At 38.3% G+C, this 18880-nt stretch carries 22 protein-coding genes and 2 pseudogenes; 4 read left to right on the forward strand and 20 right to left on the reverse strand.

The window, feature by feature from the left end:
• Positions 1–28 precede the first annotated feature (28 nt).
• The 5 genes and pseudogenes from QFZ31_RS15685 to QFZ31_RS15705 form a co-directional block, all read right to left on the reverse strand.
• Positions 29–794, reverse strand: a pseudogene (locus tag QFZ31_RS15685) (MerR family transcriptional regulator).
• Positions 795–920: 126 nt separating this feature from the next.
• Positions 921–2534: an acyl-CoA dehydrogenase family protein gene (locus QFZ31_RS15690; protein WP_307304191.1), complete on the reverse strand. Its 1614-nt coding sequence runs from the start codon at positions 2532–2534 to the stop codon at positions 921–923.
• Between the two features lie 187 nt (positions 2535–2721).
• A complete protein-coding gene (locus QFZ31_RS15695) occupies positions 2722–3321 on the reverse strand; it encodes a response regulator transcription factor (protein ID WP_306077233.1) in 600 nt (199 codons plus the stop codon).
• A gap of 2 nt (positions 3322–3323) precedes the next feature.
• Positions 3324–4457, reverse strand: coding sequence for a sensor histidine kinase (locus tag QFZ31_RS15700; protein WP_307304196.1), 1134 nt, complete (start codon positions 4455–4457; stop codon positions 3324–3326).
• 144 nt (positions 4458–4601) lie between these two features.
• Positions 4602–5633 (reverse strand): fatty acid desaturase, encoded by a 1032-nt coding sequence (locus QFZ31_RS15705; RefSeq protein ID WP_307304197.1) that lies wholly within the window; start codon positions 5631–5633, stop codon positions 4602–4604.
• A gap of 266 nt (positions 5634–5899) precedes the next feature.
• On the opposite strand from QFZ31_RS15705, the gene QFZ31_RS15710 reads away from it, so the two are divergent.
• On the forward strand, positions 5900–6265 hold the full coding sequence (locus QFZ31_RS15710) for a DoxX family protein (protein ID WP_307304200.1): 366 nt from the start codon (positions 5900–5902) through the stop codon (positions 6263–6265).
• 137 nt (positions 6266–6402) lie between these two features.
• Positions 6403–7431 carry a UvrB/UvrC motif-containing protein gene (locus tag QFZ31_RS15715; protein ID WP_307304202.1) on the forward strand — a complete coding sequence of 343 codons (1029 nt, stop codon included), beginning with the start codon at positions 6403–6405 and terminating at the stop codon, positions 7429–7431.
• Positions 7432–7465: 34 nt separating this feature from the next.
• On the opposite strand, the gene QFZ31_RS15720 is transcribed toward QFZ31_RS15715, so the two are convergent.
• The 11 genes and pseudogenes from QFZ31_RS15720 to QFZ31_RS15765 all read right to left on the reverse strand — a co-directional run bounded on the left by QFZ31_RS15720 (position 7466) and on the right by QFZ31_RS15765 (position 14794).
• Positions 7466–8071: a methyltransferase gene (locus QFZ31_RS15720; RefSeq protein ID WP_307304204.1), complete on the reverse strand. Its 606-nt coding sequence runs from the start codon at positions 8069–8071 to the stop codon at positions 7466–7468.
• Between the two features lie 23 nt (positions 8072–8094).
• A complete protein-coding gene (locus tag QFZ31_RS15725) occupies positions 8095–8652 on the reverse strand; it encodes a hypothetical protein (RefSeq protein WP_307304209.1) in 558 nt (185 codons plus the stop codon).
• A 3-nt stretch (positions 8653–8655) separates the two neighbouring features.
• The gene (locus QFZ31_RS15730) at positions 8656–9285 is read right to left on the reverse strand and encodes an SCO family protein (RefSeq protein ID WP_307304211.1); all 630 of its coding nucleotides are present in this window, start codon (positions 9283–9285) and stop codon (positions 8656–8658) included.
• 116 nt (positions 9286–9401) lie between these two features.
• Positions 9402–11084, reverse strand: coding sequence for a cbb3-type cytochrome c oxidase subunit I (locus tag QFZ31_RS15735; RefSeq protein ID WP_307311598.1), 1683 nt, complete (start codon positions 11082–11084; stop codon positions 9402–9404).
• 19 nt (positions 11085–11103) lie between these two features.
• Positions 11104–11571, reverse strand: a complete 468-nt coding sequence (locus QFZ31_RS15740; protein WP_307304214.1) for a cytochrome c oxidase subunit II — start codon at positions 11569–11571, stop codon at positions 11104–11106.
• Between the two features lie 13 nt (positions 11572–11584).
• Positions 11585–11731 (reverse strand): cytochrome C oxidase subunit II, encoded by a 147-nt coding sequence (locus QFZ31_RS15745; protein WP_307304217.1) that lies wholly within the window; start codon positions 11729–11731, stop codon positions 11585–11587.
• A gap of 159 nt (positions 11732–11890) precedes the next feature.
• The gene (gene cyoE / locus QFZ31_RS15750; RefSeq protein WP_307304219.1) at positions 11891–12808 is read right to left on the reverse strand and encodes a heme o synthase; all 918 of its coding nucleotides are present in this window, start codon (positions 12806–12808) and stop codon (positions 11891–11893) included.
• A 91-nt stretch (positions 12809–12899) separates the two neighbouring features.
• Positions 12900–13073 (reverse strand): annotated as a pseudogene (locus tag QFZ31_RS33850) (TPM domain-containing protein); the annotation flags it as partial.
• 71 nt (positions 13074–13144) lie between these two features.
• Complete coding sequence (locus QFZ31_RS15755; protein WP_307304223.1) at positions 13145–13375, reverse strand: hypothetical protein; 231 nt, start codon at positions 13373–13375, stop codon at positions 13145–13147.
• A 15-nt stretch (positions 13376–13390) separates the two neighbouring features.
• Positions 13391–13918 (reverse strand): hypoxanthine phosphoribosyltransferase, encoded by a 528-nt coding sequence (gene hpt / locus QFZ31_RS15760; RefSeq protein WP_179602609.1) that lies wholly within the window; start codon positions 13916–13918, stop codon positions 13391–13393.
• Positions 13919–14161: 243 nt separating this feature from the next.
• Entirely contained in the window at positions 14162–14794 is a 633-nt protein-coding gene (locus QFZ31_RS15765; protein ID WP_307304228.1) for a vWA domain-containing protein, read from the reverse strand.
• Between the two features lie 94 nt (positions 14795–14888).
• Between QFZ31_RS15765 and QFZ31_RS15770 the strand changes: the two genes are divergently transcribed.
• Together QFZ31_RS15770 and QFZ31_RS15775 are read left to right on the forward strand one after the other, a co-directional pair.
• Positions 14889–15380 carry a hypothetical protein gene (locus tag QFZ31_RS15770; RefSeq protein ID WP_307304229.1) on the forward strand — a complete coding sequence of 164 codons (492 nt, stop codon included), beginning with the start codon at positions 14889–14891 and terminating at the stop codon, positions 15378–15380.
• A 77-nt stretch (positions 15381–15457) separates the two neighbouring features.
• Entirely contained in the window at positions 15458–15886 is a 429-nt protein-coding gene (locus QFZ31_RS15775; protein WP_307304231.1) for a VOC family protein, read from the forward strand.
• A 48-nt stretch (positions 15887–15934) separates the two neighbouring features.
• On the opposite strand, the gene QFZ31_RS15780 is transcribed toward QFZ31_RS15775, so the two are convergent.
• From QFZ31_RS15780 to QFZ31_RS15795, 4 genes are all read right to left on the reverse strand, one after another.
• Positions 15935–16681, reverse strand: a complete 747-nt coding sequence (locus QFZ31_RS15780) for an amino acid ABC transporter ATP-binding protein (RefSeq protein WP_307304233.1) — start codon at positions 16679–16681, stop codon at positions 15935–15937.
• A 15-nt stretch (positions 16682–16696) separates the two neighbouring features.
• On the reverse strand, positions 16697–17356 hold the full coding sequence (locus QFZ31_RS15785) for an amino acid ABC transporter permease (protein WP_307304237.1): 660 nt from the start codon (positions 17354–17356) through the stop codon (positions 16697–16699).
• Between the two features lie 64 nt (positions 17357–17420).
• Positions 17421–18197, reverse strand: coding sequence for an amino acid ABC transporter substrate-binding protein (locus tag QFZ31_RS15790; protein ID WP_307304240.1), 777 nt, complete (start codon positions 18195–18197; stop codon positions 17421–17423).
• Between the two features lie 121 nt (positions 18198–18318).
• Positions 18319–18870 (reverse strand): GNAT family N-acetyltransferase, encoded by a 552-nt coding sequence (locus tag QFZ31_RS15795; RefSeq protein WP_307304242.1) that lies wholly within the window; start codon positions 18868–18870, stop codon positions 18319–18321.
• Positions 18871–18880: the final 10 nt, after the last annotated feature.

The raw sequence follows: 18880 nt of genomic DNA on the forward strand, positions 1-18880 counted from the left end.
GTTCACTATTATTGGGTGAGCTTTACTATTAGTTTTTTTGTCCTGTGTAGATATGAATTGCATCTCTTAGGAACACTGCTGTACCCGGCTGCTCTTTGTCATAATAAGCCGTAAACCTTTCGTCATCCACATACATTTGTGCTAGACCTGCATGGGCTTCCTTGCTGTAATCTTTCCAATAGTAGGTTAACCATTGCTTATGGAGATCGGCTGCCTTTTGTGCTAATTCACCTGCAGGGTCACCTGTTTTAAATGCTTCAGCTAATGTAGTGTGGATTTGTTCAGCTAATGCTGTTACCTCTTGATATTGCTCCTCGGTCATGTTCATTACTTTTGCATTTGAAGCCTCAACGCTTTCCTTGCCTATATTTATCACGGATTTCCTTGCCATACTTTTTCTCGTTATCTTCAACCATCTTTTTCTTAAAGCCTTCAAATTTTTCTTTATTTGACATGGTTATTCTCCCCTCGGTAAGTGCTATTGTTTTATCGACATTGGTGATTAATAAATCTAGTTGTTCTCTTTTTTCGAGGAGTTTTTCACGATGTTCTCGCAGTGCTCTAGCACCGTCAAAGGTCGGCGCTGTTACAATCTCCTTTATGCTGTCTAAACCGACACCAAGCTCTCTATAGAACAGGATTTGCTGAAGACGGTTTACTTCCTCCTGCCCATAAATCCGATATCCTGATGAATTGATTCTTGCCGGCTTAAGAATTCCAATTTCATCATAATACCTGAGTGTTCGAGTGCTGACACCTGCGAGACTGGCTAGTTTTTGTATTGTATATTCCATGTGATCATCTCCTCATAAATTACAATACACCTTTACGCAACGTTAAGGTCAATACATTAGGTTGCCTATTTTAAAAAAAAATTAAAGCCAGCCATTTGTGTGGAAGACAAATGCTGGCCAACTGTGTTATTCGATTTCAGCTAGAGCAACCTCCTGATATGTTTTAAAGAAGGAATCACAATAAGTATCCCATTCCTCTGCGGCTTTCATTGAAGCCTCACTCACCTCTCCTAGAACCGGTCTTTGGAGCAAATCCTCCAGTTGATCAGAGAATTTCGCAATCGTTTCATGTGGCGCACCAATTAATACATCACGAACAAAATCAGATGGAGAATACCAGTCTGCAACTCTCTGAAAATCACGATAGATTTGAGTGAGCAGCAGATTACGTGGTCCTTCCCATTGTTCATTAACCACAACATCACGGAAAATCCTTGGCAGTGCGGAGAATTCCTCCATGACCCCGTGACCTGCAAAGACTGATATCGCCTCTCTAAGCACTTCTGCCCCCTCATTTGTTGCACATATTTTTTGGAGTAGAACCAGTTCTCGTAAGATAAATAGCTGCTTTCTTACTTCTAATGGATGGTCAGAATTAATTCCTGGGTTTAATGGCTTCTCCAAGCGTAAGAAAAGGCCATAAATTTTAAAAGCCCCTGCAGTTGTTCGTTTCGCAGCGTTTTCAACTTTTCGCAGTTTGCTAGCAGCTAATGGATACTCTTTAACCTTTTTTCCAAAGGCTGTACGGAAGTCACCATAAAGGTTTGCTTCTCTCGATGCTCGAAGCATAAATCCTGCACAAGCAATTCCAATTTCTAATCGGGATAAAGTAAGAACAATACCCACCGCAACGGCAATACCTTTATCCTTAGGACCAATCGGATAAGCAAGTGCACCGTTATATTGAATTTCTGCTGTTGGCAATTCAGCTGTGCCAAGTTTCCATTTTATCCGATTGATTTGGTATCCATTTCGTTTTTCCTTTTCCTTATCGCCGTGTAGCCATGCAGGAACAATAAACGTAGATACTTTATTTGAACCGGATATTTTTGCGGTTACAACAGAATAATCAGCATGAGCTGCAGAGCAGAAAAACTTATTTCCATATAACCGATAATTTTTACCATCAGGTACCGCTTCAAGAACATTTGCAGGCAAATCAGAGCCGCCTTGAATTTCCGTCATAAACTGCGCCCCAATCGCAAATTCGCCGTTTAGACCATCTTTTGTATGTAATAAAATTTCTTGGAGCTGTGGAATTTCAGGATTAGGGAATTGTTCGAGAAGGGCAATTAATCCATGTGTACAAGTTAGTGGGCATGTCACGCCGCCTTCACCAATTTGGTGCGTCAACAATCTTTTCACAAAGCTTTCCCATGGCGGCATTTTACTCGAGAAAAGGCCTTCACCAAAGACTTCTCTCTCTAACTGGTGTACCTCGAATGGCCGGACAATACGGTCAATTCGATGATTAAAAGCATCATAGTGCAGCATATAAGGACGAGCCTCTGGTCTGGCATTTCGTTCCGCTAATGTATTCCATTTCGAAGACATCCTCGGTGAAAAATCGAGGATTTTCTGATGAACCTGGTCAAACTGAGCGCCAGTATATTTCTTCACGGCTTTCTGCAAAAATGGTTCATCAGAATACCAATCTAAACTCTCACGTTTTGAAACAAATTCATCAAAATTATAGGTATTCTTACCCCTCGTTTCCGTATCATGCGAAGTTAAACTCATCCTAAGCCACCCCTTTATAATAATCATAATTTTCAGTCTAATTATAACATGACCGTCACAATAAAAAGAAACAGGATCGCCATCCTGTTTCAATTATTTTCCAAACTGTCCATATGGGGTGGAAAGTGTCCACGAGTGGTGCCTGTCACCATTTATTTATTTATTTATTTATTTATTTATTTATTTATTATTTGAACCAGCCTTTTTCTTTGGATTGTTTGATGGCTTCGATTCGGTTTTTGACGTCTAGTTTGTCTAGGATGGTTGAGATGTAGTTTCGGACGGTTCCTGTTTTGATGCTCAGTTGTTCTGCGATTTCTTGTGTGTTTTTGCCATCTGCGACGAGCTCTAATACTTCTTTTTCACGATCTGTTAAAGGATTTTCTTCGGAGTATACATCATCCATAAGTTCAGGGGCGTAAATACGTTTCCCCTCCATGACACGCCGAATGGAGCTTGCCAGCTCTTCACTTGGACTATCCTTTAATAAATAGCCTCGAACGCCTGCTTTTAAAGCACGTTGAAAATAACCAGTTCGCGCAAAGGTTGTTAAGATAATCACTTTGCAATTTAGCCCTTTTATTTCTTCTGCCGCTTCTAAACCTGTTTTCCCTGGCATTTCAATATCCATAATACATATATCAGGCTGATGTTTTCGTACCAAGGCTACTGCTTCTTCCCCATTTGAAGCCTTGCCAACCACTTCCATGTCCTCTTCCAAATTTAGAAGTGAACCGAAGGCGCCCAACAGCATTTGCTGGTCTTCCGCTAGCACAATTCTAATCATTTTTACGCCTCCTCCTTATCAGACGGCTTTACGTCATTAGGCACTCTGATTACTAAGGTTGTGCCTTCTTTTGTTTCAAGTTCTAAGCTGCCATTAATAAATTCAAGGCGTTCTTTCATTCCTAAAAGACCGCTTCCCCTTGTGTCTTTATCCCCTTCGTCTTTAAACACACCATTATCATGGATGGTCATCACCATTTCCTTCCACGATTGTACAAATGATATCGAGCAAGAGGTGGCACCACTATGTTTGACAACATTGTTTACTGCCTCCTTCAAGCACATACTAAGTATGTTTTCTGTCAATAAAGGAACATTTTTTATAGAAATATCCTGGTTTCCCTCGAAGTTTATTTCGGCGGCCTTCAGGATTTGTTTCACCCGGACAATCTCTTCCTTTAATCGGATTCCCCGCATCGAAGATACCATTTTTCTAACTTCACTTAACGCTGTTCTTGCGGTTTGCTGCACGTCCTTTAACTCATTCCGGGCCTGGTCCGGATCTTTTGTAATTAATCTCCTTGCTAAATCACTTTTCAAACCAATGAGTGAAAGCTTTTGGCCTAATGTATCATGAAGGTCACGGGCAATCCTCTGACGCTCCTCGAGCTTAACAAGCTCTGAAATCCGCTTATTAGCATCCTCCAATTTCTCTTCAAGCTGCCCCATTTCTTTTTTGTTATGAATATTAAATGGAAGCAGAATGACACTTACCCAAATGATGATAACAAAAGGCAATTGCTTAAGGAAAAGTTCATCCATCTGTACAATACTGAAGTTAATAGAAGCGGATGTACTAATCAAATGAATAAAATATAAGGTTAGAAACGTAACACGTTCTTTAATATTACCGATAAAATAGGAGAGAAAAAAAGCAAAATACACATAGCTGAAAAGGCTCGTGGATGTAATCGAAATACCAATTAGGATGAAGGTCCAGAGATAAACCGGCCATCCTTTCGAAATGAATGCAATCCGGTAGAAAACGAAAAAGAGAATGGTAAGGATAATCCCAACAATTATTTTAATAGGTGAGGCTGTTTGAAAAATAAAATAAAATGGCAATATACAAAGAATTGTCCATATATAAGGTGATATACCGCTATTTTTCTGGAATGTCATATACCTTTTTAACATGAAGGAACCTCATTTTCTGCTTTTAATAGTAATTACCTTAATATTACCACAATTCCCCTCTATCTTCATTTACTACTATTTATTCGGCCAATACCTCCATTTAGAACAGAAAAAACGACAAGCCCCTATTTGGGCTTGCCGAAATTAAGCCTTCTCCGGTCGAAGAAACTCTTTCTGTTTTTTTAATAGGACTTTAACCTCTTTAAAGCCGACAAACTTTTTCCCCTTCTCATCCCATAGTCGAAATTTGAGTGAACTTAAGCTGGTTGCTAACGTGATGGTTGGAACAGTTTGCAGTGGCAATGTGTTATTATGTGCCTCTTCCAGCTTATAATTAGGAACTCTCGGGCTTAAATGGTGAACATGGTGGTAACCAATATTCCCCGTCAGCCATTGTAAAATTTTCGGAAGCTTATAAAAGGAACTGCCCTCAACAGCTGCTTTTACATATTCCCAATGCTGATCTTCCTCAAAATAGGAATCCTCAAAAGTATGCTGCACATAAAAGAGCCATATTCCCAACGAACCTGATATTAGGAAGATTGGAGCTTGGACTAATAGAAATGGCTCCCATCCAATCGTTAAGCAAAGTAACGTTATCAAAGCAGCAATTCCTGCATTGGTTATATAGGTATTCATACGTTCATTGAAGCGAGCGCCTTTTCGATTAAAGCGATTTTTAAGCAGGAATACGTAAATCGGACCGAGTCCGAACATAACGAGTGGATTCCGATATAACCGGTATTTCAATCTTTCCCAGTTTGATGCTGCTAAGTATTCATCCACTGTCAGCACCCAGATATCTCCCGTTCCCCGCTTATCCAAGTTACTGCTTGTTGCATGGTGAACAGAATGATCGTGCTGCCATTGATGATAGGGAAAAACGGTCAATATTCCGGTAATCGTTCCAAGGATCATGTTTGCCTTCCGATTTTTAAAAAAGGAGTGATGGCAGCAATCATGAAAAATAATGAAAGTTCTCACCAAAAATCCCGCTGCTAGTACAGAAATTCCCAATGTAAGTATGTACGATATATTTAGACTTTGATAGGCCAGAATCCACAATATTAAGAAAGGTACCAGGGTATTGATTATCTGCCATATGCTTGCTCGTAGATTTGATTTTTCATAAGGTGCAACTTGCTTTCGTAAATTCTTTTGGTTTTGTTCGATCATACTTATATTCCCTTCTTTCATTTGTTATCAAAATTATAGCCCCAATAAAACACCATTTTGTAGATATAGCTGTCATGTACCAAACATGATAAATGTCATATTTCCCCTATTACGCAAGAGAGGAGAAGCTCGTGTCTCGAGCCTCTCCTCCCCTTTTGGGCAATCTTATTTTTTGCTTTCAATGTGATTATTAACCCTAAATTTTTAAAATTTACTCATGGTATGTCCCATCTATTGAATACCTTCATATTAAAGGAGGAATTGATGTGAACCATTCGTTGACAACTACAAGTTTAATCCGATACGCTGTTTCATTTGTCTTTATTACATCAGGTGTGATGAAATTATTTAGTACAGAACTTGCTCAAGTGTTTATCGGTTTAGGGCTGCCTTTTCCAGATATCCTGTTGTATGTGACAGCCTTTCTAGAGATCATTTGCGGGGTACTAATTTTACTTCATCGTAGTGTTAAAAAGGCAGTGATTCCCTTAATTGGGATCATGATTGCAGCTATTCTTTTAACAAAGCTCCCACTCCTAGACAGTGGAATACTTCCATTTGCATTTAAGGCACGCTTAGATATTGTCATGTTAATACTATTATATATTCTCTATTCTAAATCACCTTCATAGCGGCTTTTTACCAGATTGTTTTAATCAATCTGGTTATTTTTTTATGATAAAATGAAGAAAAATGGGGAAAGGGGGAAAGTATTATTTTTATAAAAGAAAAGGTAAAAAATCTTCCCTCGACCCCCGGGGTTTATTTAATGAAGGATTCCCGCGGCTCTATTATTTATATTGGCAAGGCAAAAAATCTTAAAAGACGTGTTCAATCCTATTTCCAACAATCAAAAGCACATCCGCAAAAGATTATTAAGCTTGTTAGCAATATTCGAGATTTTGATATTTTGTTAACCGATACCGAATTTGAAGCGTTTATGCTAGAATGTAAATTAATTCGAGAGATAAAACCGCTATTTAATAAAATGATGAAAAGTCCCCAATCCTACTCCTACGTTGTGATTGATAGGGATAGAAAATATCCGGATATTGAGATCACAAACCATCGAGATGAACAGGATGGCAGACTTTATTTTGGACCCTTTCCCAGTAAAGCTAGAGTCAAAACTGCGATAATAGGCATCAAGGAAGCCTATAAAATTCTTTGCAGCAATTCTAAGCGGCAAAATTCGCTGTGCTTGAACCATTCTATTGGGGTGTGCATCGGGATGTGCGGCGGTGGACCAGCTTTACAGGAATACCATGACATTATTGAAGATATCATTGCTTTACTTAATGGCGACAGCATGAAAGTCCTTGATGATATGAAGCAGAAAATGGATAACGCTGCCGTCGATTTTGACTTTGAGACAGCTGCGAGGTATAGAGATAGGATTGATGCCATTCAATTTCTACTTCGAAAAGAAAAGGTCATCGAGTTTACCGAGGAAAATAAAAATATTGTGGTCCTAGAATATTTAGCTGAGGACACCTTCAAACTTTTTCTTATTAAACGCAACGAGATTCTTTTCAGTAAAATAGTTACTATTGATAATTTGGAGGTTAATCAGCTCAGCAACCTAATATCTACAACATTTATCAATACTTCTTTTCCTGCCGGCAGCTATGTAAAGAGAGATGAGATTGATGAAGCTCAAATTATTTATAACTATTTAAAAAGCAGCCTTTGCCACTATAAGACGATTCCGGATAAATGGATTCGAAACCAAAACGGTAAAACACTTGAAAAGGCAGTTACGAAATTAATATATAAAAAACAAACAGTCACAAAATAGCCCTCGTTTGTCTCCATTTGACTGCGAGGGCCATTTAATATGCCAAGCGGTAAATTAAAAATCGCTCATTTGCATTATTCTCATATAAACCAGGAAGTTGAATATCTTTTATTAATTCAAATAAGGTATTGTTTTCTAAATAGTAGATATAATCTTCAGATGGATAATATAAAATCACGTCTACTTCGCGTTTGTATTTTTCTACTGAAACCAAAATATTATTTATGATTTTCCAAAAAATCGGTATCGTAAATGGGTTAAAAAAATAAAAACGGTTATCAAGGGGATTGATTTCATATTTTTCTGCCAAGCAGCATTGAAATTGAATCTCACCTTTATTTTTAGCTTTTATTAGATAATTCGCTTTGTTCTCAATCGCTTCTTCGTATAGCACTTCGTTCATCTCAACTCCGGTAACAGAAGCACCAAATAGATAATGAATAAAGAAGTTGAGCCTTCCTTTTCCACAGCCAAAATCAACGATATGATCACTGCTAGTTAACTCATATTCTGCAAATAATTTTTCAAGTGCTTGGTAGGGAGTTGGCTCGTATCTGTGATAATGGAAGGATTTGTTATATCCCCTTTGATTTCCTTCCGTTTCGATATTCAAAAGTTCATCATATTTCAATTCTTTCATTCATTCGCTCCTGCCTGACCCTTTTATTCATAAGCGGATGGGTCGATAAAAAAGTTATAGCCTAAGTAAACTACCATCCCAATTGCAGTTGTTAAAAATCCCCATCCAAGAGTTACTTGCTGAATCACCAGATAGTTATTACATAATTGCACAGGTGACCAAATATATAACCAGCCTAAGCCTAAAAACAGAACGGTAAAACTAACAATGATTGAATTTTTCCCGAAAGGATTTAGCTTTTTCCAGCTGTCTCTTAAAGAAAAACCTGCTAAAAATGGTAAACTGATAAATTTAAATCCTTCAACGAGCGGAGTAGTCAACGCTTCATCCATTGTCCGCGGTAACATCCAGTATATCATGATAACTACAAATAACGTAATTCCCGGAACTCCATTGCTGTTCCACTTCTCAAAGAATCCCGAAAAACGTTTTTGGAAAAAACGGGCCATTAACATTCCTGAAATGACCAGCATCGGCATTTGCATATGCATATGAATGACCATAACGGATTCCATAAAATTTGCAACCGGGGGGGCAACGAGGAAAATCCATAATAGTAAACCATAAAATGACTGATTCATAGCTTACTCCTCCCCTCTTTCTAGGATGTTATTAACCTTTTGAGCAGCTTCGTCGATTTTTTTATAGTCCATTACATCCATCAGACTGCCTTTTTTATCCACTAAATAAAAAGCTGAGTTATGAGCAAAAGTTCCATTATTATCTGGAATCACAATCACACCAAATGCTTTTAATAATGAATCTAGCTCAGCCTTGTCCGGGATTCTTGCCATCCGCCAGGTTTCACCATCACTTTTAAAATAGTCTTTGTATTTGTTTAAAACAGCGGGTGTATCTTTTTCAGGATCGAAGCTTATGCTTAAAAAGACGATTTCTTCTCCTTTAACGGTGCTTGGCAGTTTATCGTAAACTTGCTTCATATTGTATTCTAGTTCAGGGCATACGGTGGTACAGGATGTATAGAGAAATGTAATAAATACATATTTATCTTCAAATTCAGATATTGAATATTTTCGCCCCATACTGTCCTCAAGCGTAACATCAGGGAATTTAGGTTTTTCATCTCTTAACTCCTCCACTCTGGCGGTTTCGGCAGTAAAGGCAGTGAAGCCATCGGTTCCGATAAAGAACAAGCCTATGCCAAATATTATTACAAGAAAAAATGAGATTTTCGTATACCTATTATTGAGCATAGTGATCACTTCCAAATTTGTTTTATTAGAATAAAGAGATAGCCCAATATCTTGGAGCTATCTCTTTAACTTTATTACTGTCTAGCTCCAGCGCCTAGGCGCTGGAGCTATTCGTTTTACCATGTCTTAAACGGTGGTGATCCTGGAGGTGCGTTTACTATAAATTCTGTAAGTGGTATTACGTATGCCATTGCAACAACGATGATCATGACTACAATCCAAATGCCCCAGCGCTCTGTGATATAAGGAGTTTTTGTTGCGTTATCTTCTTCCTCTGCAATTGGGAATTCCGTTTCACCTTTTGGTGCAAAGAACATCAAATTGAATACAGCGTACACTTGCAGAATAACACCAATGATTAACAGTGTTCCCCCTACAGCTAAACACATTAAGTACGGGTCCCAGCCTAAAGCTGTAGCATGGTCGCCATAAGTTGTGTAAGAAGTTCTTCTAGGTGAACCTAGAAGCCCAACGTAGTGCATAGCACCTGCCATAAAAATCATACCCACGGTCCAAATCCATGTTTGGATAACACCTAATCGGTTAATTTGCGGCGTTAATACACGGTTTGAAATAAATGGAACTAACCAGTAACTGATTCCAAAGAATGTCATAACCACTGACATACCTAATGTTAAGTGGAAATGTCCAACAATCCACATGGTATTATGAACAACTTGGTCTAATTGGTTTGTGCTTTGTGCAATACCGCCAGCCCCAGCTGGAATGAAGGAAAGCATGGCAATAAATGGTGCTAGGAACCTTACATCTCCCCAAGGCATCTTCTTCCACCAGCCAATTAAACCTTTACCGCCTTTTCTTCTAGCCGTACGCTCAAATACCGCAAATAGTGCAAAAGCTGTCATGAGTGATGGGAAACCAATTGCCAAACTCATAAATACGTGCATGAATTTAACGACTGCATTAATACCTGGATCAATGATTTGGTGATGGAATCCACCAGTAATATTCATAATAACGAGAGCGATAACAACCACACGTGTTAATAAATCACTCCAGCGCTTTCCGCCGATAATTTTTGGTACCACTACGTACCATGCAGAAACTGCTGTTAAATACCAGATATTAACCAATGTGTGTCCAAAAGCCCAGAACAGTGTACGAGCGACCATGACATTGATTGTATCTACCCAGCCAAATACCCATGGGATAATCATAAATAATACTTCTACAGCCACGAACATTAGAGCGAAAAATAATAGAACGAATACACCCGTTGCAAAGTAAGAAAGGATTGGAACGTGTTGTCCTTTATGATTTTTTCTCCAATTTGCTACTTGGATAAATGCTCCAATACAACACAACCACACACCAACTACAATTAATGCTAAGCCAATATAAAATACAGGATGCGCAGCCATCGGAGGATAGAAGGTGTACATAACCGATGCTTCATTCATTAAGATCGGAATGACAGCTAATACAAATCCTACAAGCTTAACGTAGAAACCAGTCCACGCAAGCCTTCTTACTTTTGGAAGAATCCCTCCTAAATTATGAGAAAGTGCTGCATAAAAATATCCAATGGTAAAGAATGCTGTTAACACGAGGATTAGCAATAATCCATGCGCAGTCAATACTTGATAATAATTAAACCATGTCGGTAACTCTAGCAATCCTGCTCTGTTTAAACCTTGTATTAATCCTAAAAATCCGCCAACTAATAATGCCATAAATGCTACAGCTATATATGATTTCGATAATTTTGCATCCTCTGGGTGATATCCCAGCATCTTATTTGTCTTATCTTTAAAACCCGCTTTTAAATCTGCTTCCATTTTCATCCGCTATCCCCCCTTATTTAACCGTAATCGTTGTACTCATTAATTGGTGACCGGCACCGCAATATTCATTACAGATCACTAAATAATTTCCTGGCTTATCAAATGTTTGGGTGATTTTTTGAATATGTCCTGGCATAACCATTGCATTTATATTTGTTCCAGCTACTTCAAATCCGTGAACGACATCCTTTGATGTCATAATAAATGTAACTTTTGCCCCCGCTGGTATTTCAATGTTATTTGGATTAAAACCAAACGCTTGTAAGGTCATAACGACTTCATATTCGTTGTCACCCATTTTTTTAACACCAGGATTATCATATGGTGCAGTTTGATCAACCTTTTGCGGGTCAATCGTTTCCATATTACTTGGCGGTCCCATTTCTAGTGCAAAAGCTTGGTAACCTGTGATTAACATGAACCCCATGATGATACCAAAACTTATCGTAAGCCAAATTTTTTCATCAAGATGCATTTTCATCTCTCTATCCCCCTTAAATTCTGGCCATATAAAGACCGTATAGAACTATATACGTAGCAACAATTACGAGTCCAACCACTGTTACAGAAATCCATGTTCCTTTTAGCGGTGCTTCCTGCTCTTGTTTTTTACCTTTATGAGTTACTTTTGTAGCTGCCATCGAAAAATCAACCCCCTCAATTTGTTCTTACCTTTATATTAATTGCGAGTCATTCTCAATGTAGTGAACTGAATCACGGGCGCAGGTTATTTTTATAAAAAAAAACTGTCCCTCAAGTTGCACTGTATGCAACTCAAGGGACAGTTCATTTTTTGATTCCTAAAAAGTAACAATAACCATTAGTAAAAAAAGAATCGTTATATAATTTACGGAATATAAAAAGACCACATGTGCCCACTTTAAATCGTTCTTAGTGAAAAATCCACCGATACTCACAGCTAACCAACCTATATTAAATATAGTTGCAAGTACAATAAAGGCTGTACCTAGAGAAGTTAAGAAAAACGGTAAAGGCAGTAAACAGGCTACATAGACGACTATTTGCACTTTTGTTACGGCAAACCCGCGTACCACTGGAAGCATCGCTACACCTGCAGCACTATATTCTTTACACTTTTTCATAGCAATCGCAAAAGTATGCGGCATTTGAAAAACAAATAGGATCAGAAATAATACAATAGGAACGATGTGCAAGCTTGACTCAATCGCTGTCCAACCGATTAACGGTGTTACAGCCCCTGATACACTGCCAATTATTGTATTAAATGTATATCTTCGTTTCGACCACATGGTATATAAAAATACATAAGTGAACCAACCAATAAATCCATAAATGGTCGCCTCAACAGTGGTTAAAAGTAAAAGGATAAACCCAATTATTGTAGAGATAACCCCCATCAATAAGACTACTTTTAGTGGGATATTTCCAGTAACAGTTGGACGATTTTTTGTTCTTTCCATGACTGTATCAATATCAACATCATACCAATTATTGAGAATAAGTGCTCCGGCCATAACCATTGTGCTGCCGACAATTGTTAATAGGAATAATTCCCAGTAATCAACAAAGGATTTTCCCGTAAAATGCAGGGCAAGCCAATAGCCAGAAAAGACAGGCAGAACATTAGCTGTCAAAACACCTGCCTTTAAGAGTGCCTTTAGATCTTTAAGTAATATAGAAGCACTTAATAAGGGTGTTTTCCTGTTGTTAGTAGAAGGTATTTCGTTTTTATTCATTTTCTATACCTCCCTGCACAAATTCCATCACCTTATTAAAGCATACTTTCATATCCTTTTGCATGATTTGAATCACTATTAAGGTTTACAGTTACCATCCTCGACCTGCACCGCCGCCGCCTGAAGAACCTCCTCCGCCACTGCCGCCGCCTCCCCTTCCACGTGAGATAATAGAAAGCAGAAAATAGGTGAGTGTCCCTCCAAAAAACTTAAAATCTAGAAACACAACAACAACGATTATAATGATCAACAGCCATGAAGGTACTAGTATGTATCACCTTGTATTCGAAATATGAAAAAAGCTGTGTGGATTTATGGAATCCGCACAGCTTATTACTACTTCTCTTTACCTTCGTTCAATTCATCAATAAGTTGTTTTGTTCTTTTCGCATTTCCCTCTGCAAAGTTTTCTAGTCGTTCCTTTAATTGATCATTATCGTGAATCCGCTCTGCTGTTATCAAATATGTTCTCATTAAATCTTCTTCTACTTCAATTGAATGCTCAAGAATTTCTTCCAGGTTATTTTTTTCTACTTCATGCTTTCCTTTAAAAATATTAGCAGTCAAGGCATAGTACCTCCTTTAATATTCTTCCACAGTCGCAATATATGGTAAATTTCTATACCTTTGGGCATAATCTATGCCATAACCGACAATGAATTCATCAGGGATGACGAAACCAACATAATCCACAGGCAATTCAACTCGTCTTCTTTCAGGTTTGTCTAAGAGTGTGCAAATTTTAATTTGTTTTGGCTTATGCATGTTTAGATGGTCTCTTAAGAAATGCAATGTCAATCCACTGTCAATGATATCTTCAACCACAACAACATTTTTATTCGTGATATCTTCATCAAGATCCTTTAATAGCTTTACCTTTCCGGTTGTTTCTGTTTGGTTGCTGTAGCTAGAAACTGAAATGAAATCAACGTTTATATGTCCTTTCATTTCACGGATCAAGTCTGCTGCGAATACAAACGATCCTTTTAACACAACGATTAACATAATTGCCTCATTGTTAAAATCTCTTTCAATCTCTTCGGCTAATTCTTTCACTCTTTGTTTTATTTTATCCTCCGAAATCATCGTATCTTTCACTCTGTATGCCATGTTTACTACCTTCCTTCAAATACATTCTAGACTACGTTAGTATTCCAAAAAACATCTATTAATAAGCGGAGATTTTCCGGTTAAATGCAGAATGGAGCTCGTTTCGGGGTATATAAGCGGAAATTTTCCGACTATGCTAAGCAAAATCTCCTCTTTTTGAATTTTTCGAGCCAATAGGCGGAATCTCTCCGCCTATTTATGCCTTTTTTTATACTAATTATTAATTAAGCGGAATTTCTCCGTCTATTTATTAGCTAGGTGCTTAAACAAACCTGAACCCGCAACGATCTTGCTGCCCTGTCTTCTCTCCGAAACTTCTTCACATACCATTTTATACATGCTTTCAACACCAACCCCTGAAGCTTCGAAGTTAAATGCATTTTGGCTATGAATTCCAAGATTATACGCTTCTCTTTCTGCATCAATATTAGCACCGAGAAAAATGAACTCCCAGCTATATTTCTCCTGCTGGTGCTTAATCAACTCTTTCACTTTTTCATAGGTAAATTCACGGCTTGCATTCTCAAAGCCATCAGTTGTAATCACAAAAATGACCTTACCTGGTCGATCTTCTTTTTTTGTTTTTGATAATCGATATCCTACATCAAGAATCGTTCTTCCTACCGCATCAAGCAGCGCTGTACACCCTCTTACATAATATTCTTCTGCTGTCAGCTTCACTTTTTCTGACTCAACGCCATTCCAAATGACTTCATATTGATCATCGAAAAGAACACCTGTGACCAATGTTTTACCTGCTAATTTCCTCTGATTTTCAATAAAAGCATTAAACCCGCCAATTGTGTCACTTTCAAGCCCTCCCATCGAACCGCTTCGGTCAAGAAGGAAAATAATTTCGGTTAGATTACTATTCAACTCTATCATCCTTTCGATTTGTTTATACTATAATAATAGGTGAGTTCATCCATTACTTGGTCGCCTGGTGAGCGACATTTTCGGAGGTTTGGTTATGTTTAATCAAGAGCTATTAGAAGAATTGCAGCATTATATTGATACTCACTTACAGCCAGTTTTTCATGAAATGAAGCTATACAGCTCTGAAGAAAGATTGATTTCTGAGGAGATTCAAAATGTTGATATAGAAAAATTTATAAAAATTAAACGCCAGCCTGCCTTCAATCAAACATTGTTCCGTTTTATCGATCAAAAAGCTGTAAGCGATGCTGACGTTTACAAACGTGCAGGTATGGACCGAAGACACTTTTCCAAAATACGTACTAACCCCGAGTATAAGCCAGGAAAAAATACCGTTATCGCTCTAGCACTTGCACTTGAACTAACAAAAAAAGAAACAGATAAACTATTAAGTTCTGCCGGTTACTCCTTATCTGACAGCGACACCTTTGATTTAGTCATTCAATTCTGTCTCGAGAAAAAAATATACGATTTTTATGATGTTAATCAGGCATTGGATTATTTTAGTTTAAATCCTTTAATATAAAAAGGAATATACAGACTAATATCGAATTTATCGGATAGAATGGTATTTGTACATAGCCATTAAGAGGAGTGAAGAAAATGCCAGTAAATGTTTATCTTGTTTTTAATGGTAACACCCGTGAGGCAGTAGAGTTTTATGCGAAAGTATTTAAAACCGAAGCACCACAAATTATGACCTTTGGTGATCAGCCGCAGCATCCTGATTACCCTATGCCAGAGGAAGCAAAAAATTTAGTAATGCACACTCGACTAAACATTGATGGAAGTACTGTCATGTTCTCGGACAATTTCCCTGGATCACCATTTATCGAAGGAAACAACGTGACACTTGCATTAGTAAGTAAAAATTTGGATGATATCCAATCTTGGTATGACCAGCTAAAAGAAGGCGGAACAGTTACGATGGAGCTCCAAGAAACCTTCTGGGCTAAACTCTATGGCCAAGTAACAGATAAATTTGGAATTCACTGGCAGATAAGCCATGATAGCGGAGAATACGGCAGTTAATTTTCACATAAAAAAGGGATACAGTCGTTTGGTGACTGTATCCTTTACTTATTTCAAGCTTCTACTTAAGAAGGCTTTAGTCCGTTCGTTCTGAGGATTTGTAAATAATTCCGAAGGGTCCCCAGTTTCAATAATTTCGCCGTTGTCCATGAAAATAACCCGGTTCGCCACTTCCCTGGCAAAGCCCATTTCATGTGTAACAACGATCATCGTCATCTGCTCTTCGGCTAGTGCCTTGATGACCTCCAGAACCTCTCCCGTCAATTCAGGATCCAATGCTGAAGTAGGTTCATCAAATAATAAAATTTCGGGATTCATCATTAGTGCTCTAGCAATCGCCACCCTTTGTTTTTGACCGCCTGATAGATTTGCTGGGTATGCATTTGAATGATCTGTCAGACCAATTTTCCTTAATAGCTCCGTGCTTCTCTGCTGAATGGCTGCAGTTGGCTCGTTCTTTACCAATTTAGGAGGCAGTTCTAAATTCTCCTTAACCGTTAGGTGAGGGAATAGATTAAAATGCTGGAAGACCATACCCATTTTAGAAGTAATCTTTTTGATATCCTGCGGTTTTGCGTAGACTCCATCCTTAACAAACGGATCACCAGCAATCGTAATGCTTCCTCCATTTATTTCCTCCAAGTGAACTAAACTGCGAAGCATCGTACTTTTCCCCGACCCAGACGGGCCGATTACCGCTATTACATCATTTTTATTTACATCAAATGTTATCTGTTTTAGTACATCCAGCTTGCCAAACGATTTCTTCAGGTTGGAAACCTCAATGATAGCCACATTTACCAATCCTTCTTATTCAAATTTGTATCTTCTTTCAATTCCTTTAAAAATAAATGTTAAAAAGAGTGTCATAACAAGATAAATCAAACCAGCAACGAAGAATGGAACTATTGTAAAGTCACGGTTTACAGCGGTTTGAGCGTAGTGGAGCAGCTCCGGTACAGCAACTGCATAGAGCAGGGCCGTGTCCTTAACAAGTGTTACGGATTCGTTCGCAATCGCGGGAAGGGTAACCCGAAACATTTGCGGTAAAATAATCCTTGTTGTTGTCTGCCACTTACTCAAACCAAGAACCTGTGAAGCCTCATATTGACCTTTATCAATTGCCAAGAGTCCGCCACGGAATATTTCTGCAAAGTAAGCTGCGTAATTTAATACGAACCCTAAACAAGCAGCCACGAACCGATCTAAAACTAAATATTCACCGACCACAGGCAGCATCGGCAGACCGAAACAAATTAATAATAACTGCAGTAATAAAGGGGTCCCCCGCATGATATAAATATAGCCCTGAGCAAGTAAGGATAAAGGCTTCACGCTGCTTTTAACAGCGAGAGTCAGCAGAAAGCCTAGTGGGATTGAGGCGATAATCGCAATAATAAACAATAAAACGGTCATCTGTGCACCTTCAAGCATTGGTACCAGAATGGACGTGAAATAGTCTAACGTCATTGAAAACTCCTCCAAAAACAAAACAGGGTTCCCAAAGGAAATCCTGTTTCACCTTATTTTCATATTACTTTAGTACTTTATCTTCTCCAAACCACTTTTCAGAAATACTGGCCGCCGTACCGTCCTCATTCATCTCATCTAGTGCCTTTTGGAGCTTTTCTAATAATTCCTCGTTGCCTTTTTTAACACCAATACCATATTCTTCAGGAGCAAGTGATTCCTCAAGTACCTTAAAGGTTTCCTTCTCTTGAGTCATGTAGTAATTGATGACGATTTCGTCAATGACCACTGCGTCCAAGCGGCCATTCTTTAAATCTGTCAATGCCTGTACATTGTCAGCGAATTCAGTAACCGTCTTTATTTTTTCTTTAACCGGTGAAGCATTTAGGGCATCTGAAGCTGAAGAAAGTGACTGCAGCCCAACTACTTTACCTTCTAAATCATCTAGTTTAGTAAGCTGTGAATCAGCAAGAGTAACGATTACCTGTGCATTTTTTAAATAAGGTTTTGTAAATAGGACTTTCTCTTTCCGTTCATCTGTAATCGTGTATCCGTTCCAAATAAGGTCAATTCTTCCGCTGCTAAGCTCTGCTTCTTTTGTTTTCCAGTCGATTGGCTGGAATGTAACTTCTGTTCCCATTTTTTCTGCCGCCGCTTTAGCATAATCAATATCAAAGCCAACGATATTGTTATCCTCATCGCGGAACCCCATCGGTGCAAACTTATCATCGATTCCGATAATAAGCTTATCTTCTTCTTTACTTGCTGATTTTGAGCACCCAGTAAAAATGACAAGTGCTGCAGCTACTATAAGAATCATCGTTACGAATCGTTTTTTCATTTGTAAATTCCCCTTTTATATAATTTAATTTCACTTTAGTACGTTACCATATTATCATACTACCACATTATAACACTATAATATTATGTAATACAACATAATAATAAAAAGGAGCCTATTTTTAAAAATAGGCCCCGCTCGTTGATATTTTCCAAATCATATGATCCTGCCCCTGCCCCCAATAATCCTTTAGTAAATAATGAGGTTCCCCAAATTTCTTTTTCCAAATAGTTTGGGCATTTTTGTAGCCGCTGTCGAGACAAAATTCTAGGATTCCCCGGGCCTTTAGGGTATAAAGCATTTGAGCTAGCAGCTTGTTCCCGATTCCCTTTCTTTGATAGTCAGGGAGTACAAATACCGTTCCTACTTCAACAAGATTCCCCAGTTTTCCATTGGTACAGTCTTGAATCAGTTTACTAGCAGGACCATATTCTATTGTTCCAATAATTTTGTTTTCTGCCAAAGCTATTAAGAAATACCTTTTCTCACCCTTGCTATCCAAATCCAAATCCAAATGCAAATAATTTTTCTTACTTTCAATTTCAGCTTTGATATCGTCTATTAACCCCGCTAGTCCTTCTCTTGCAAAGGTTTCGGAAATGACAATCCTAAAAAATTGGTGTAGCTCTTCAATGTCCTCGGTTCTAGGTCTTCTTATCTCAACTTTTTCCACCCCAAAGCCC

The organism is Neobacillus niacini, assembly GCF_030817595.1.
In the GTDB taxonomy this organism is placed as follows: domain Bacteria; phylum Bacillota; class Bacilli; order Bacillales; family Cytobacillaceae; genus Neobacillus; species Neobacillus niacini_G.

Excerpts from the sequence above, each read along its gene's own strand:
- QFZ31_RS15790 (WP_307304240.1), bottom strand. The coding sequence starts at position 18,197 with ATGAAAAAACGATTCGTAACGATGATTCTTATAGTAGCTGCAGCACTT.
- cyoE (WP_307304219.1), bottom strand. The coding sequence starts at position 12,808 with ATGAATAAAAACGAAATACCTTCTACTAACAACAGGAAAACACCCTTA.
- QFZ31_RS15785 (WP_307304237.1), bottom strand. The coding sequence starts at position 17,356 with ATGACGTTAGACTATTTCACGTCCATTCTGGTACCAATGCTTGAAGGT.
- QFZ31_RS15690 (WP_307304191.1), bottom strand. The coding sequence starts at position 2,534 with ATGAGTTTAACTTCGCATGATACGGAAACGAGGGGTAAGAATACCTAT.
- QFZ31_RS15745 (WP_307304217.1), bottom strand. The coding sequence starts at position 11,731 with ATGGCAGCTACAAAAGTAACTCATAAAGGTAAAAAACAAGAGCAGGAA.
- QFZ31_RS15740 (WP_307304214.1), bottom strand. The coding sequence starts at position 11,571 with ATGAAAATGCATCTTGATGAAAAAATTTGGCTTACGATAAGTTTTGGT.
- QFZ31_RS15695 (WP_306077233.1), bottom strand. The coding sequence starts at position 3,321 with ATGATTAGAATTGTGCTAGCGGAAGACCAGCAAATGCTGTTGGGCGCC.
- hpt (WP_179602609.1), bottom strand. The coding sequence starts at position 13,918 with ATGGCATACAGAGTGAAAGATACGATGATTTCGGAGGATAAAATAAAA.
- QFZ31_RS15720 (WP_307304204.1), bottom strand. The coding sequence starts at position 8,071 with ATGAAAGAATTGAAATATGATGAACTTTTGAATATCGAAACGGAAGGA.
- QFZ31_RS15725 (WP_307304209.1), bottom strand. The coding sequence starts at position 8,652 with ATGAATCAGTCATTTTATGGTTTACTATTATGGATTTTCCTCGTTGCC.
- QFZ31_RS15770 (WP_307304229.1), top strand. The coding sequence starts at position 14,889 with ATGTTTAATCAAGAGCTATTAGAAGAATTGCAGCATTATATTGATACT.
- QFZ31_RS15700 (WP_307304196.1), bottom strand. The coding sequence starts at position 4,457 with ATGTTAAAAAGGTATATGACATTCCAGAAAAATAGCGGTATATCACCT.
- QFZ31_RS15735 (WP_307311598.1), bottom strand. The coding sequence starts at position 11,084 with ATGGAAGCAGATTTAAAAGCGGGTTTTAAAGATAAGACAAATAAGATG.
- QFZ31_RS15775 (WP_307304231.1), top strand. The coding sequence starts at position 15,458 with ATGCCAGTAAATGTTTATCTTGTTTTTAATGGTAACACCCGTGAGGCA.
- QFZ31_RS15730 (WP_307304211.1), bottom strand. The coding sequence starts at position 9,285 with ATGCTCAATAATAGGTATACGAAAATCTCATTTTTTCTTGTAATAATA.
- QFZ31_RS15715 (WP_307304202.1), top strand. The coding sequence starts at position 6,403 with ATGAAGGATTCCCGCGGCTCTATTATTTATATTGGCAAGGCAAAAAAT.
- QFZ31_RS15705 (WP_307304197.1), bottom strand. The coding sequence starts at position 5,633 with ATGATCGAACAAAACCAAAAGAATTTACGAAAGCAAGTTGCACCTTAT.